This window comes from Streptomyces sp. HUAS MS02, from assembly GCF_055702265.1.
Genome location: NZ_CM146747.1, coordinates 1461110 through 1476241 on the forward strand (window position 1 = coordinate 1461110; position 15132 = coordinate 1476241).

Genomic DNA, 15132 nt, shown 5'->3' on the forward strand with positions numbered 1-15132 from the left:
CGCTCAGCCCCTGTGCAGCACCCGCAGGCGTCCCGGTGCCGCCGGATCCCGGTCGACGACCAGGACCGGCGCCTCGGCCCACTGCCACACACCGATGCCTGGTATCCGGGAGAAGCGGATCCGGCCACGGGTGCCCTCGACCGTGACATGCGGCCACGAGGCGGCGACGCGAGCGCGGTCCGTGCCGTGCGCGCGCATGGCCTCGGCGAGGACGGCGATCGTGTCGTAGCCCTCGAAGGCGACGAAGGAGGGCGCCTCGCCCAGCCGATCGGCGAGGCCGACCCCGACGCGTGAGCCGAGGGGATCGAGCCGGTCGGGCAGATAGCTCAGGAACGGGACTCCGGCGCCGTCGGCCCCCAGCGACGTCGCCCAGTCGGCGAGCTCCGGCTGCCCCGCCGGAGCACCGATCAGCACGTCGGCGAGGCGGCGGTCACGCCGTACGGCCCTGACGATCGACACGGCCGGCTGCGGATGGCCGACCAGCAGGACGAGGGCCGTCGCGCCCCGGTCGACGAGCGCGTCGCACACGCCCTGGGGGGTGAGCGCGCCGCTGTCGAGTTCGACGACGGTGCCGCCGTACGCGGCGAGGTGGTCCCGCAGGATGGCGGTCCCGGCGGCCCAGTAGGCGCTCGGCTGGGTGACGACGGCGACACGGCGGTGGCCCTCGGCGAGGAGGTGGTCGGCGTAGATCCGCCAGCCGCGGGACTGCGGCGGGGACAGACGCGCGACCTGATCCGTCCGCTGTTCGGTGAGCCCGTCGAGCACCGCCGACGAGCAGAGGAAGGGCAGGCCAAGGGCGTCGGCCCGGCCGGCCACGGCGCGGGCGACGACGCTGTGGTACTCGCCGGCCAGGGCGACCACGCCCAGGTGGGCGAGTTCTTCCACGGCCGCAGAGGCCCGCTGCGGATCGGCGGCGGTGTCCCTGACCACCAGTTCGAGAGGCCTGCCGGCGACACCGCCGGCGTCGTTGACCTCGCTCACGCCCAACTCCAGTCCGGCGAGCAGATGCCGGCCCGCCTCGACCCAGCCGGGCCGGGTCAGGGGGACGAGTGCGCCGATCCGGATCGTTCCACCGGCCTCGTCCGCGTGACGGTCCGGGCCTGGCTCGCCTGTGATCATGCCGGCCATTGCATCCACCGGCGCCGCCGACGGGCAAGCGAATATCGCGGTGGACACTGTCCACCCAATCCGTAGACAGTGTCTACTCCCTTTTGGTAGACAGTGCCCATGGACGAACGGAGCACGGGGTTGCGGTCCCGACTGGTCGACGTCGGGGTCGAGTTGGTGACGGCGGAGGGCGTGCAGGCCCTGTCGCTGCGGGAGATCGCACGGCGGGCCGGCGTGTCGCACGGGGCGCCGCGCCGCTACTTCCCGACCCACCTGGAGCTGCTGTCGGCCATCGCGCGCCGGGGTTTCGAGGAACTGGCGGGCCGGGGTGTCGAGGCGCTCGGCGACGGCACGGCGGGGCCGCGTGAGCAGATCGCGACGCTGGGGCGCGTCTACCTGGACTTCGCGCTCACCAACCGGGGCATGCACGAGCTGATGTTCCGTCACGATCTGCTGGAGAGCAACACGTTGGGGCTGCGGGACGCGAGTCTCCCGATGTTCACGCTGCTGATGGATCTCGTCGGGCGGGCCCGGCCCGACGCCGACGCGCGGCTGGTCGCGGGCGCGCTGCTGGCGAACCTCTACGGCATCGCCCAGCTCTGGACCTGGGGCAGCCTCCAACTCACCACCGGCGCCGACGACTTCACTCCCCTGCTGCGCACCGCGCTGGACGCGCACCTGGGAGGCGAGGGGCGGTGACGGCCCCCGACACGGCCACCACGACGGCCCCCACGACGGAGTCCGGGACCGACCGGCACGGGCCCGTGTCCGCGTCGTCCCGCCGTCTCACCCTCGCGTGCAGTGTGCTCGGCGCGGTGCTCGTGGCCCTCGACGGCACGGTGCTGATGATCGCCCAGCCGGCACTGCGGCGCGACCTGGACGCCTCCCTCACCGAGGTGCAGTGGACCAGCACCGGGTATCTGATCGCGGTGGCCGGGCTGCTGGTGTTCGCGGGACGGCTGGGCGACCGGTTCGGGCATCGACGGGTGTTCGCCTGGGGTGTGCTCGGGTTCGGCGCGGCCTCCGCCGGCATCGGGTGCGCGTCCGAGGTGGGCTGGGTGATCGCGCTGCGGGTGGTCCAGGGGGTCTTCGGCGCGCTGCTGCAGCCCGCCACGCTCGGCATGCTGCGGGCGGCGTTCCCGCCCGACCGGCTGGCCATGCCCATCGCGCTGCGGACCAGTGCCATCGGAGTCGCGGTGGCGGCCGGTCCACTGGTCGGCGGGGTGCTCGTCGACCAGGTGGGCTGGCGGGCGGTGTTCTTCCTGAACGTCGCACCGGCGCTGCTCATGGGTCTGCCGACCCTGGCGGTGCGCGCCCCCGAGGCACGGCGGTCGCGGCCGGCAGCCGCGTCCCGCCTCGACCTGCCGGGTGCCGCACTGCTCGCCGTGGCCCTCGCGGCCCTCGTGCACACCCTGGTCGGGGTCCCGGAGCACGGCTGGACGGCCGCCGATGTGCTCGTCCTGTCGATCGCCGTCGCGGCGACGGCCGTCCTCGTCCGCCATGAACGGCGGACCCCGGACCCGTTGCTGCCGTCCGCCGTGCTGGGCTCGCCCCCCGTGCGCGCGGCGCTCGGGGTGCTGGTGACCGCCTCCGCGGGGATGCTGGGCGCGCTGTTCGTGTGCAGCTTCGTGCTCCAGGACGTGCTCGGCCTGGGCCCGCTGCGCACCAGCCTCGTCGCACTTCCCGGCGGCGTGACGATGGTGCTCGGGGCGCCGCTGTCGGCCGTCCTGCTGCGGCGGTGGGGCGCGCGTCCCACGGCCCTCACGGGGACCCTGCTGCTCACCGCCGGAGTGCTGACGCTGTCCCGCCTCGGCCCCGGGTCGTCGACGGCGCTGATCGGGGGCGGGTTCCTGCTGCTGGGTGCCGGTTTCGGCGCGGTGATGGTCACCGCGACCGCCGTCGTCGTACGGCACGCGCCGCAGGAGGCGGCCGGGGTCGCGGGTGGGCTCCAGCAGACCGCGATGAACGTCGGTCCGGCGCTCGGTGTGGCGGCCGCGACCACGCTCATGCCGCTCGGGACGGGCCCGGCGCTGCTGCTCCTGGCCGGTGCGGCCGCGCTGGGTGCGCCTCTCGCTCTGCGAATGCCCCGACCCGCCCGCCCCGCGAGGGATGGAACGCGATCAGTACGGAACGATGAAGACAAGAAGCGTGAAGGCGACGAGCACGATCGCGAGCCGTGACCCGGGCCACCGGAGGAGAAGCACCATGGAACGACTGCGCCGAGAGGTCGAACCGCGCGAGGCCGGCCTCGACCAGAAGACCCTGGCCCGCCTGGACGAGTACCTCGCCCTCCAGGTCGACGAGGGGCGCCTGCCCGGATACCTCCTCTCCCTCGCCCGCGGCGGTCGCGTCGCCCACCTCACGACCTACGGCCTGCGCGACCGCGCGGCGGGGCTGCCCGTCGAGACGGACACGCTGTGGCGGGTGTACTCCATGACCAAGCCGGTCACGTCCGTCGCCGCGCTGATACTGGTCGAGGAGGGACGGCTGTCGCTCGACGACCCGGTCTCCCGGCACCTCCCGGAGTTCGCCGAGCCCCGCGTCTACGAGTCCGGTGAGGGCGCCGACGTCCGGACCCGCCCGGCGGAGCGGCCCCTCCTCGTGCGCCATCTGATGACCCACACCTCGGGCCTGACCTTCGGTTTCTACTACGACCACCCGGTGGACGCGCTCTACCGCGACGCGGGCCTGGAGAACTCCGTACGGCCGGGTGCCACCCTGGCGCAGACGATCGCGGAGTACGCGCGCCTGCCCCTGCAGTTCGAGCCGGGCGCGCGGTGGAACTACTCGGTCTCCACCAATGTCCTCGGCCGGATCGTGGAGGTGGTGTCGGGGCAGGACCTCGACGCGTTCTTCGCCGAGCGGATCCTCGGCCCGCTCGGCATGACGGACGCGGGCTTCCAGGTGACCCCCGAACAGGCGGAGCGGTTGGCCGAGTTGTACGGCGAGCAGGAGGACGGCTCGATCGCGCCGGTGCCCGGCCTCCCGGTGCGCGGGCGGCCGCGCTTCCTCTCCGGCAGCGGCGGGATGGTCGCCACCGCCCGGGACTACCACCGGTTCGCCGAGTTCCTGCGGCGACGCGGTGAACTCGACGGCGTACGGCTGCTGTCCGCCGAGTCCGTCGACATGATGGCCACGAATCAGCTGCCGGGCGGTGCCGACATCCATACGTACGGCAGCGCGTTCCACCGGCAGCCGGGGAACGTGGGCGTCGGTTTCGGGCTCGGGGTCTCCGTCGTCATCGACCCCACGGTGACGGAGTGCCCGTCCTCCCTGGGGACGTTCGGGTGGACCGGGGCCGCGACGACGATCTTCTGGGTGGATCCCCGGCGGGACCTGACGGTGCAGTTCATGACGCAGGTGCGGAGGCGGTCGTCGTTCTCGGTGTATCCGGACTTGAAGCGGTTCGTGCATGAGGCCGTGGTGGGCTGAGATCGTGGTCCGTCCGCGGCCCGGTGGGGGCTTGTCGCGCCCACGCGGCGGAGCCGCACATCAGAAGGGCCCTAGTCCTCACGCACTGTGAACTCCACGCCGGCCTGCGCCAGTTCGGCGAGCCACGCCCGCGAGCGCTCCCCGGTCTCCGCCGCCCGGCTCAACCCCGCCGGCAGTGAGCCGTCCAGGATGTGTCCCACTCCCAGGGCGAGGGGGCGGGACACCAGGCGGGCCATCGCGCTCTCCTCCTCGGTGCCTGTCGCGTCGAGGAGGTAGCGGCCGGACCAGCGCTCGCCCGAGTCGGCGCGTACGTCGAGGGAGACCGTGAGGACGACCCGGTCGCGGTCGGCGTCGGTCGTCGGGTGGCGCGCCGCCAGTTCCTTCGCCAGTTCGGCGATGCGCAGGTCGTCGCCGCGTTCGAGTTCCGCGAAGACCGGGGCCCAGGCGGCGAGCCAGCCGTCGAGACGGAGGGTGCCGCGGACGAAGGTGCTCGGTCTCCAGGCCGGAGGCAGGCCGTACTGGGTGACGAAGGGGACGCTGTCGCGGTTGGGGTAGGCCTCGAAGGTCTCGCCGTCGACGACGTGCGGCCGGGTGGCCGTCCAGGGGCGGTCGGCCGTCGTCTCGGCACCGTCCTCGATGTAACGGGCCGGTGAGCGCAGGGCGTTCAGGACGCCCGCCGGGGCCCAGCTGAAGCGGTACCGGAAGTCGTTGGGGACGGCCGGGACGCCGCCGCAGTACGAGGTGAGGCTGTACGTGGCGGCGGTCTCCGGGCCGATCGCCCGGGTGGCGCGGTCGATCAGGCTGTGCGCGAAGAGGTGGTCCACGCCCGGGTCCAGGCCGGTCTCGGTGAGGACGGTGACGCCCGCCGCCTCGGCCGCCGGTATCTGTTCCAGGACCCCGTCCGAGACATAGCTGGAGCAGGCGAAGTGGGCCCGCGCCCCCACGCAGGCGGCGAGCAGCGGGGCGTGGTCCGGCGCCGGGAGCATGGAGACCACCACGTCTCCCGGGGCGAGGTCCGCCGCGAGCGCGGGCAGTGTGTACGCACGGGGCTCGGCCCGGCCCGTCAGTCCCCGTGCGGCCAGTGCCCGCGCGGCGCGTTCCTCGGTGCGGTGCCACAGCCGTACCCGGGCGGCGGCGCCGCACAGCGCCGCCAGGCCGCTGCCCGTGGACAGGCCGGCACCGACCCAGTGGATGGTGCCGCTCGCGGGGACCACCTCGGTCATCGGGCAACTACCCTTCTGTGAGGCCCAGTTCGTCACTCGCCTTGCGGAATCGGTCCAGGCAGCGCCCCCAGGCCCCACCCGTCTCGAAGTCCAGCAGCTGCGGCAGCAGCGCGGCCGAGAAGTCGGTGCTCGCCTCGCGGGGCAGCAGGGAGGGCAGGTTGTCGATGGCGATGAGATCGAGCGGGGGGTGTTCGCGCAACCGCCGTACCGGGCGGTCCCATTCGGTGGTCGTGTCGTAGACCGGCAGGACGTTCACGGGTGAGCCGACGTCGACCGTGACGTCCGAGAGGGTACGGAGCCGGCGGTCCGGCTCGTCGAGGTCCTTGTCCGTCAGGAACGGCGGCACCGGGCTGGTCGTCAGGACGGTGTTGACCATCAAGTCGTGGGCCAGCAGGGCCGGCCGGTCCAGGTCGCGGGTCTCCGCCAGGTCCCAGCAGGTCGGCTCGACGCCCGCCTCTTCGAGGGCGACCCGCGCCCCTCGGCCGCTGCGCCCCAGGGCGCCGATCACCAGCGCGGTCAAGGTTCCCCGCGATGCGCGGAGTTCGGCCTCCATCGCCTCCTTGGTGGTGGGGACGAGCGGAGCCCGGAGCGCGCCCCGGTGGTGGAGCACGGCCAGGGCCGCGCCCAGATAGCCCGCCCAGAAGCCGAAGGCGGCGAGCCGGCGGCCCTGCTCGTCCACCAGGTACTCCAGGTCGAGCAGCGCCCCGCCCCCGGCCGCGAACCTGCGCAGCAGCGCCTCGGCGCCGGGCTGCCCCTTGTAGGCGTGGCCGAAGAAGATATGGCGGTGTGTCAGTTCGCCTGGTTCGTCCGGCAGTTCTTTGAGGCCCACGATCACCGCGCGCGCCGACGCCGACACCCAGGAGCCCGGGTCGGCGACCTGGCAGCCGGCCGCCTCGTACTCCTCCCTGGGGAAGATCCGCTGAGGGGAGTCCTCGACGGTGATCCGTACGCCGTTCTCGACGAGCCGCCGGGCGTCGGACGGCACGATCGGGGTGCGGCGTTCGGTGGTGCGGGTCTCGTGGCGGAGCCACAAGTGGAGATCGGTCATACGAGGTTGGCCTCCGGGCGCAACGCGTCGGCCGTGAACCGGTCGACGTTCAAGGGGCTGATGTCGACGAAGGGTACGCGGCCCAGATACAGGTCGCGGACCACCTCGCCGACCGCCGGGCCCTGGAGGAATCCGTGGCCGGAGAACCCGGTCGCGTACAGGAAACGGGAGCAGGAACCGGCCTCGCCGATCAGGGCGTTGTGGTCCGGTGTGATCTCGTACAGGCCCGCCCAGCCGCCCGTGCGGCGCAGGTCCAGCAGGGAGGGGGCGCGGCACCGCATGGCCTCGTAGAGGCGGGGGATCCAGCGGTCGTGGGTGTCGGTGGCGAAGCCGGGCCGTTCGTCTGGGTCGGACATGCCGACGAGCAGACCGGGGCCCTCGGTGTGGAAGTAGAGGCTGCTGGTGAAGTCGATCGTCATGGGGAGGTTCGGCGGGAGGTCCGGGACCGGTTCGGTGACGGCGATCTGGCGGCGCAGGGGTTCCACCGGGAGGTCGACGCCGACCATGGCGCCGACGGACCGGGACCAGGCGCCGGCCGCGCACACGACCGTGTCGGTGACGATGCGGCCCTTGCTGGTGACCACCGCGGTGATGGTGTCCCGCCAGGTCTCGATGCCGAGGGCCTCGCAGTTGCGCAGCACGGTCGCCCCGTGGCGGCGGGCCCCGGCGGCGTAGCCGTGGACCACGGACTCGGGGGTGCAGTGCCCGTCGTCGGGCGAGAACGCGGCGGCCAGCAGACCCTCGGTGGAGATCAGCGGGGAGAGCCGCCGGGCCTCCTCGGGGTCCACCATGCGGCTGGGCACACCCAGGTCGTTCTGGAGCTGGACGCCCGCCTCGAACTGGGCGACCTCGTCGGGGGTCGTCAGGAGGAAGAGGTAGCCGACCCGGTGCAGGCCGATGTCGTGGCCCAGTTCCTGCCGGAAGCGGCCGAACGCCTCCAGGCTCCGGGCGCCGAGCTGGATGTTGAGTTCGTCGGAGAACTGCGCGCGGACCCCGCCGGCGGCCCTCGCCGTCGATCCGGAGGCGAGTTCGTCGCGTTCGACGAGGACGACGTCGTCCACTCCGGCGGCCGCCAGATGGTAGGCGATGCTCGTCCCGATGACCCCTCCGCCGATGACGACGACCCGTGCGCTGCGGATCACGAACGCTCCCTTCGTCCGACCGTGGTCGAGATGCCCGACGGAGTCAGGTCTTCCACCCGGGGCGAACGTTCATGCGGGACGCCGGTGTACTTGCCCGAAGGGACAGCGCGCGCGGACCTGCGGTCGGGCGCGGCGGCCGGTGCCGGAGAGTCACCCCCGGGGCGGCCGCCGCGCGGACCCCGGCGCTCAGGACGAGTGGACCACCGCGTCCAGGTGAGGCAGGTAGTGGTCGAGCCGCTCGCGCTTGGTGCGCAGGTAGGTGATGTTGTCCTCGCACGGGGTGATGAGCAGCGGCACCTGCTCGGAGACATTGATGCCGTGGCGCAGCAGCGCCTCCCGCTTGCGGGGGTTGTTCGACATCAGCCGGACCGACCGTACGCCGAGGTCGTGCAGCATCTCGGCCGCCACCCGGTAGTCACGGGCGTCCACCGGCAGGCCGAGCGCGAGGTTGGCCTCGACGGTGTCCAGGCCCTCCGCCTGGAGCTTCATCGCCTGGAGCTTGGCGAGCAGGCCGATACCGCGGCCCTCGTGGCCGCGCAGATAGACGAGGATGCCGCGGCCCTCGGCGACTATCGCCCGCAGCGCGCTGTCGAGCTGTTCGCCGCATTCGCAGTGCTGGGAGCCGAACGCGTCACCGGTCAGGCACTCCGAGTGCAGCCGGATGAGAATTTCCTCACCGCCGCTGATGTCGCCGTACACCAGTGCCACTTGTTCTTCGCCGCGGTCCTGGTCGAGATAACCTACGGCCTCGAAGTCGCCGTAGGTGGTGGGCAGGGGGGCGTTCACCACGCGTACGGCGCCGGAGGACTTGGCATTCGTGCCGAGTACACCAACATTTTCTGTCATGATCTGGTTCCTATCTGGTGAGTCCTGACGTCATGCGAAAATGACGGAGCATCAGCAGAGACGAAAGGCCGTGAAAAGATGAGCAGTTCGAGTCTTGTACCGACGGACACCACCGCGGACGTCCGGGAGCGGGGGGCGGCGGCGGGCCGGCAGGTCGCGGTGCTCCCGGTCGGCAGCTACGAGCAGCACGGTCCGTATCTGCCCCTGGCCACCGACACGCTGGTCGCCTGCGCGATAGCCCGGGAGATAGCCGACGCGTACCCTGTGCACCTGCTGCCGCCCGTGACCATCGCCTGCTCGCACGAGCACGCTGCCTGGCCCGGCACCGTCAGCATCTCCGCGACGACGCTGCACGCGATGGTGACCGACATCGCCGCGTCCCTGCGCCGGTCGGGCGTCGAGGCGCTGGTGGTGGTGAACGGACACGGTGGGAATTATGTTCTGGGCAATGTCGTCCAGGAATCCACCGCGGCGGGACATCGAATGGCACTTTTCCCGGCGATGGAGGACTGGGACGCCGCACGCGAACGGGCGGGCGTACAGACCTCGTTGCTCAGTGATATGCATGCGGGAGAAATTGAGACCTCCATACTTCTGCATTGCCATCCCGAATTGGTCCGACCCGGTCACGAGACCACCGATTTCCTTGCCGACGACCGCCGTCATCTCCTCTCCCTCGGTATGTCGGCCTACACCGATTCCGGTGTGATCGGCCGTCCGTCCCTGGCGTCCGCCACGAAGGGGAAGGAGTTGCTGGCGGGGTTCGTGGAATCCTTCGGAGCGTACTTCTCGTTGGTCGCCTCGGACGCCTGGGGCGAGAATCCGGTTCCCTCTCCGGTCTCCCCCGCGGGTGACTGACGGCGAGCCCGCAGGGAGCCGTACCAGCGCCCGACGAGCACGAGGGCTCCCGGCAGGGCGGCCGCGAAGCTGAGCACACCGTAGACGACGGCCACGGTCAGGCCCTGCGAGGCGCCGAGGCCCGCGGCGCCGAAGGACCAGGCGGTGACGCCCTCCCTGGGGCCCCAGCCGCCGACGTTGAGCGGCAGGCTCATGGCGATCAGGGCCAGCAGCGCGAGGGGCAGCAGTTGCAGCGGGCCGGCGGTGGAGCCGGCGACGTCCGCGGCGAGCAGGAACGTCGCCACGTATCCGGCCAGGACCGCCACGGACGAGATCAGCACGGCGGGGCCGCTGTCGCGGTGGAGCAGCACGCCGCGCGCCTCGGTGAGCGCGGCCCGTACCCGGCGGCCTCGACCTCCGCCGGACACGCTCGGCCTGCGGCCCATCCGGACCGCCGCCCAGATCGCGAGCGCGCCCAGCGCGGCGAGCGCCGTCACACCGGCCGCGCGGCGGGTCTCCTCCAGCACGGGCGACGGCAGCACCAGCAGGACCGTTACGCCCACGGCCGCCAGCACCAACTGGCCCGCGGTCCGCTCGATCACCACCGCGCGCACGCCCCGGCCCATGTCGCCTGAGCTCTGCCCGTGCCGCACCGCGCGGTGCACGTCGCCGAGAACACCGCCGGGCAGCGCCGCGTTGAGGAACAGCGCCCGGTAGTAGTCCGCGACGGCGGGCCCGAGCGGCAGCCTGAGCCCGAGCGCCCTCGTCACGGCGCACCAGCGCCACGCGCTGAACACCGTGGTGAGCACCCCGATCCCGACCGCCGCCGCGAGCGTCCCGCCGTCGATCCGCCGCAGCCCGTCCACGAACACACCGGTGCCCATCCGCCAGAACACGACCACGAGGATCGCCGTTCCGGCGAGGGTGCCGAAGTGGGTGCGCAGGGCGCGGAGGAACTTGGCGGTGGGGGTGGCCTCGACGGGACCGTCCGCCGAGCCGACGTCGCCCGGGGCCACCACGGACACACGGGCTGCCGGGGAGTGCGCGGGGGTTGCCTGGACGGACGTCGGCACCGCCTCGACGCGAGCCGCCGCTGCCCCGCCCCGACTCCGGCCACCGGCCAACTCGTCCGACACGTCCACCGCGTCGGTCACGTCCACCGCCGCCGCGTTCGCCTCGGCGACCTGATGCCTCTCGGCGGACGCAGGTTCGGCGGTCGGCCGCACCAGGGCCTCCGCCGTCGAGGCGGCGGTCGGCTCCGAGGAGCCGACACGGTCGGCGGCGTTCGGCGCGGCGACCGGGTCCGCGTCGGCGGCCGTCGGAAGCGCTGCTCGGTCGTCCGGCGCGGCCGGGGAGGCCGCCGCGCGGTCCGCCCGGCCTATTCGGTGCGCCAGGTCCGTGTCGGTGCCGGTCGTGGAGGCCGCGGTCTCGCGAGAGCCCGGCTCCGGCATGCGCGCCCCCGGTACCGAAGCGGCGGGCGGCAGTTCGCGCGAAGCCTCGTCCGGCGTCGGCGTGCGCAGCCTCGCCCGCGTGCCCGGTGTGCTCGCCTTCACGCGAGCCCGGACTCCACGCGGGCTCAGGCGTATGCGGTCCCCCGTCGCCGGTGGGTGGGTCTCGACCGTCTCCTCCACCGGTGCCGTCATGAGGCTCCGCCCCTCGGCCGGGGCAGCGCCAGGAGGTCGCTGTGGTGGACGAGGACGCGGAGTTCGCCGGCCGCGTTGGCCGCGAGGCGGTCGCGGAGGTACGCCTCGGCCCGCTCGGTGAGTTCGGGGCGCTGCTCGCAGGCGGCGCCGACCCAGCCGCGCAGCCACTCCTCGACGAGGGCGGTGTGCCGGGTGTCGAGCTGCCAGGGGCTCGGGTGGACCCGGACCGTGGCGCCGCGCTGGGCGAACGCCTCGCAGGCCACGGTGATCGCGTCCGGTCCGAGCAGATCGCTCGCGCGCTGGTGGGCGTTGAACGCCTCGGCGATCTCGGTGTCCATGGGGTGGGCTGGGGCGAAATCCACCCGGCCCACGACCGAGAGCGTCAGCAGCGCGGGGACACCGGCGCCCGCGCAGGCCGCCGCGAGCGTCTCGATCTCCTCGCTTGTGAGCACGTCGAGCAGCGCGGACGCCGTGACCAGCGAGGCACCGTCGAGGTCGGCTGCCGTGAGCCGTCCGATGTCACCGCGCCGCGTGGTGACCGTGACCGGGCTGCCGTCGGCGGCGGCACGCGGTGCCCGCGCGACGGCCAGCCGCAGCAGGTCGGGGTCCTGGTCGTGCAGCACCCACCGCTGGGCGCCGTCCAGCCGGGGCGCGAGCCAGCGCCCCATCGAGCCGGTGCCGCAGCCGAGGTCGTGCACGGTCAGCCCGGTGGCCCGGCCGGGCAGGTTCGCGAGGCGGATCCGCAGCGGGTCCAGCAGTTCCGCCGCGCGGGCGTCGGCGTCGGCGCTCTCGCGCAACTCCAGCCACTGCGGCGCGTACTGGTGGCCCTCGGGCGCCGGTGTGTCTCCCCCGCGTCCCGCCATGCTCAGCACCCCGCCGGCGGACCCGCCGGCGGCCGCGGTCCCACCGGCCGCGGCGGACGATCCCGCGGCGGCCGAAGCGCCCGGCGAAGGGGTCGCCCCGGTGGGCAGCGGGCCGCCCGTCGACAGGGGCCCGCCCGCGGACACGGTCATATCGGCTGAAGTGGTCATGCGGCCCTCCGAGGTTCGTGCCGCAGCCTGCCCAGCACATGGGCGAGGCTGCGGGCGGTGGTCGCCCACCCGTCCAGCGCGGCCCGGCGCCCGCGCGCCGCGGCCTTCAGCCGACGCCGTACGTCGGCCTCCCCGAACCAGCCGCGCAGTTCCGCCGCGATGGCCGCGGGGTTCTCCGGCGGGACCAGGATGCCGGGCACCCCGCCGTCGGGGGCGCGGCCGACGGCCTCGGGGAGACCGCCGACGTCCGTGGCCAGTACGGGGATCCCCCGCGCGAGCGCCTCGGTGACCGCCATGCCGTACGTCTCGGCGTAGGAGGTGAGGACCATCAGGTCGGCGGCGGAGTAGCTGGCGTCGAGTTCCGCGCCCGCCTGCGGTCCGGCGAGGTGGAAGCGGTCCTTCAGGCCGAACTTCGCGATGAGCGAGCGGATGTGGTCCACGTACTCGGGGTCCTGGTCGAGACCGCCCACCAACACGCAGCTCCAGCGCAGTTCGGTGACGGTCGCGAGGGCCTCGACCAGCCGGTGCTGCCCCTTGCGCGGGGTGACCGCGGCCACGCACAGCAGCCGGGAGACGCCGTCGGTGCCGGAGGCGAGGGGCGCGATGTCGGCGCCGGGGGCGGCGACATGGACCCGCTCGGGGGCGAGCCCGTGATGTGACACGAGTCTGCGGACGGCCCATTCGCTGGTCGCGATCACGGCGGACACACCCCGCAGAGTGGTGCGTTCCCTGGCGTCGAGTTCGGCGGCGAGTTCGGGCTCCAGGCCGGTCTCGTCGCCGAGCGGCAGGTGCACCAGCACGGCCAGGCAGAGGCGTTCGGCCTCGGGCAGGATGATCTCGGGGACACCGCAGGCGACCAGTCCGTCGAGGAGGACGACCGTGCCGTCGGGGAGTTCGCTCAGCGTCCGGGCGAGTTCGGCGCGAGCCGTGTCCCCCGGGCGCGGCCAGCTGCCGTCGATCGCGTGCTTGTGCACCTGCCAGCCGAAGCCGGGCAGATCGAGGCAGATCCGGCGGTCGTAGGCGTTGCCGCCGCTGGGCCGGGTGGGGTCGTCGACGCCGCCCGGCATCACGAAGTGCACGGTACGCAGCGACATGGGGATGATCGCGGCGTTCTTCAGTGCCGCGTTCTGCACGGGCACATAGCCGAGCCTCACTTGCTCTCCCCCGTTCGCCTGGACCCCGCCCTTCACGTGGGCGCCCCCGTTCGCCTGGGCCACGGCACCGGCAGTCTGGGCGGTGGTGCCGGCCGCCCGGTCGATGGTCACATCGGTCACAGGGCACGCTCGTAACTCGCCCAGGCGATGTGGGACTCGTGCAGGGTGACCGTGAGGGCCGCGATGCCCTTGGCGTTCTCCCCGAGAGCGCCCTTGTGGATCCGCTCGGCGAGGCGGTCGGCGATCACCTTGGCCAGGAACTCCGTGGAGGTGTTGGTGTTGGCGAAGGCGGGCTCGTTGTCGAGGTTGCGGTAGTTCAACTCGCTCACCACGGCACCGAGCTCCTGGGTGGCCAGCCCGATGTCTACGACGATGTTGTCGTCGTCCAGTTCGGCGCGCCGGAAGGTGGCGTCCACGAGGAACGTGGCGCCGTGCAGGCGCTGCGCGGGTCCGAAGACCTCCCCGCGGAAACTGTGGGCGATCATGATGTGATCGCGAACGGTGATGCTGAACAACGGACGACCCTCCAGTGCGGTACGTCTGCCCCCGGGCCGGGGCATGCCGTGTAGTACGGCTGCTCCCTACCCGTTGTTCAGCCGAGTTTTCCGGTTTCTTCGGAGGTCAGCGTTCCGTTCGGGCAGTTCAGGGGCGGGTGGGGCGAACCGTAACACCAAGCTCGACGGCTGACTCGGCGTCGTAGCGCACCCGGTGGCACATCCCCGGGAGTTCTCCGCTCGCCAGCTTCGGCATGACCTCGGGGAGTTCCTCGAAGGCGCACTCCCCGGTGACGAGGGCGTCGAAGCGGGCGTCGGCGAGGAGTTCGAGGGAGAGCGCCAGCCGGTCCGCGTACGTCCGTCCGACGCGGGCGGCCGGGGAGACGGTTCCCACCTGGCTGCTGCGGATGGTGAGCCGGCGCGAGTGGAAGGCCTCGCCGAGCGGCAGGGCGATCCGTCGGTCGCCGTACCAACTCAGCTCGACGACCGTGCCCTCGGCGGCGAGGAGTTCGAGGGAGCGTACGAGGCCCTGTTCGCTGGCGCTGGCGTGCACGACGAGGTCGCACTCGCCCAGTGCCTCGTCGGGCAGGGCGAAGTCGACGCCGAGGGCGTGGGCGATGGCGGCGCGCGCCGGGTCCGCGTCGACGAGCTGGACGCGCACGCCCGGGTAGCGCGCGAGGAGCGCGGCGACCGAGCAGCCGACCATGCCACCACCGACGACGGCGATCCGGTCGCCGATCCGGGGCGCGGCGTCCCACAGGGCGTTGACGGCGGTCTCCACGGTCCCGGCCAGGACGGCACGTGCCGCCGGGACGGACTCCGGCACGACGGTGACGGCGCTCACGGGAACGACGTAGCGGCTCTGGTGCGGATACAGGCAGAAGACGGTCCGGCCGACCAGTGCGTCGGGCCCCTCTTCCACCCGCCCGACGCTGAGGTAGCCGTACTTCACGGGCGCGGGAAAGTCGCCCTCCTGGAAGGGCGCGCGCATGGTCGCGCGCTGGTTCTCGGGCACTCGGCCGTGGAACACGAGCGTCTCCGTGCCCCGGCTGACCCCTGAGTACAGCGCGCGGACCAGGACCTCGCCGTCGGCGGGTGCGGCGAGGGTCTCCTCACGGATCTCGCCGTGGCCGGGTGAGCGTAGCCAGAAGGCATTGGCTGTCGGTTTCATGTGC

At 72.9% G+C, this 15132-nt stretch carries 13 protein-coding genes and 1 pseudogene; 4 read left to right on the top strand and 10 right to left on the bottom strand.

The annotated features are described in order from the left end of the window. Positions 1–3 precede the first annotated feature (3 nt). On the bottom strand, positions 4–1119 hold the full coding sequence (locus tag ACZ9QC_RS06310) for an ABC transporter substrate-binding protein (RefSeq protein WP_472919213.1): 1116 nt from the start codon (positions 1117–1119) through the stop codon (positions 4–6). A gap of 108 nt (positions 1120–1227) precedes the next feature. Here ACZ9QC_RS06310 and ACZ9QC_RS06315 point away from each other — a divergent pair, with 108 nt between their 5' ends. The 3 genes from ACZ9QC_RS06315 to ACZ9QC_RS06325 all read left to right on the top strand — a co-directional run bounded on the left by ACZ9QC_RS06315 (position 1228) and on the right by ACZ9QC_RS06325 (position 4539). Then, positions 1228–1806 (top strand): TetR/AcrR family transcriptional regulator, encoded by a 579-nt coding sequence (locus ACZ9QC_RS06315; protein ID WP_472919214.1) that lies wholly within the window; start codon positions 1228–1230, stop codon positions 1804–1806. A gap of 65 nt (positions 1807–1871) precedes the next feature. Continuing rightward, on the top strand, positions 1872–3287 hold the full coding sequence (locus tag ACZ9QC_RS06320) for an MFS transporter (protein WP_472921613.1): 1416 nt from the start codon (positions 1872–1874) through the stop codon (positions 3285–3287). 25 nt (positions 3288–3312) lie between these two features. Beyond that, positions 3313–4539 carry a serine hydrolase domain-containing protein gene (locus ACZ9QC_RS06325; protein ID WP_472919215.1) on the top strand — a complete coding sequence of 409 codons (1227 nt, stop codon included), beginning with the start codon at positions 3313–3315 and terminating at the stop codon, positions 4537–4539. A 71-nt stretch (positions 4540–4610) separates the two neighbouring features. Here the strand turns inward: ACZ9QC_RS06325 and ACZ9QC_RS06330 are convergent, their stop codons facing one another. The 4 genes from ACZ9QC_RS06330 to ribA form a co-directional block, all read right to left on the bottom strand. Then, the gene (locus ACZ9QC_RS06330; protein WP_472919216.1) at positions 4611–5762 is read right to left on the bottom strand and encodes a saccharopine dehydrogenase family protein; all 1152 of its coding nucleotides are present in this window, start codon (positions 5760–5762) and stop codon (positions 4611–4613) included. A gap of 7 nt (positions 5763–5769) precedes the next feature. Next, complete coding sequence (locus ACZ9QC_RS06335) at positions 5770–6810, bottom strand: saccharopine dehydrogenase (RefSeq protein WP_472919217.1); 1041 nt, start codon at positions 6808–6810, stop codon at positions 5770–5772. After that, positions 6807–7952: an NAD(P)/FAD-dependent oxidoreductase gene (locus ACZ9QC_RS06340; protein ID WP_472919218.1), complete on the bottom strand. Its 1146-nt coding sequence runs from the start codon at positions 7950–7952 to the stop codon at positions 6807–6809. Before ACZ9QC_RS06340 ends, ACZ9QC_RS06335 begins: the two co-directional genes overlap by 4 nt. A gap of 186 nt (positions 7953–8138) precedes the next feature. Then, entirely contained in the window at positions 8139–8798 is a 660-nt protein-coding gene (gene ribA / locus ACZ9QC_RS06345) for a GTP cyclohydrolase II (RefSeq protein WP_472919219.1), read from the bottom strand. A 78-nt stretch (positions 8799–8876) separates the two neighbouring features. On the opposite strand from ribA, the gene ACZ9QC_RS06350 reads away from it, so the two are divergent. Next, entirely contained in the window at positions 8877–9656 is a 780-nt protein-coding gene (locus ACZ9QC_RS06350) for a creatininase family protein (RefSeq protein WP_472919220.1), read from the top strand. A gap of 119 nt (positions 9657–9775) precedes the next feature. On the opposite strand, the pseudogene ACZ9QC_RS06355 reads toward ACZ9QC_RS06350, so the two are convergent. The 5 genes and pseudogenes from ACZ9QC_RS06355 to ACZ9QC_RS06375 form a co-directional block, all read right to left on the bottom strand. Beyond that, positions 9776–11278 (bottom strand): annotated as a pseudogene (locus ACZ9QC_RS06355) (lysylphosphatidylglycerol synthase transmembrane domain-containing protein); the annotation flags it as partial. Continuing rightward, a complete protein-coding gene (locus ACZ9QC_RS06360) occupies positions 11275–12309 on the bottom strand; it encodes a class I SAM-dependent methyltransferase (RefSeq protein ID WP_472919221.1) in 1035 nt (344 codons plus the stop codon). The gene ACZ9QC_RS06360 and the pseudogene ACZ9QC_RS06355, both read right to left, overlap by 4 nt. After that, complete coding sequence (locus ACZ9QC_RS06365; protein WP_472919222.1) at positions 12306–13583, bottom strand: glycosyltransferase family 4 protein; 1278 nt, start codon at positions 13581–13583, stop codon at positions 12306–12308. The genes ACZ9QC_RS06360 and ACZ9QC_RS06365 overlap by 4 nt, the downstream gene beginning before the upstream one ends. After that, on the bottom strand, positions 13580–13978 hold the full coding sequence (locus tag ACZ9QC_RS06370; protein ID WP_472919223.1) for a 6-pyruvoyl trahydropterin synthase family protein: 399 nt from the start codon (positions 13976–13978) through the stop codon (positions 13580–13582). The genes ACZ9QC_RS06365 and ACZ9QC_RS06370 overlap by 4 nt, the downstream gene beginning before the upstream one ends. A gap of 127 nt (positions 13979–14105) precedes the next feature. Continuing rightward, a complete protein-coding gene (locus tag ACZ9QC_RS06375; protein WP_472919224.1) occupies positions 14106–15128 on the bottom strand; it encodes a zinc-dependent alcohol dehydrogenase in 1023 nt (340 codons plus the stop codon). Positions 15129–15132: the final 4 nt, after the last annotated feature.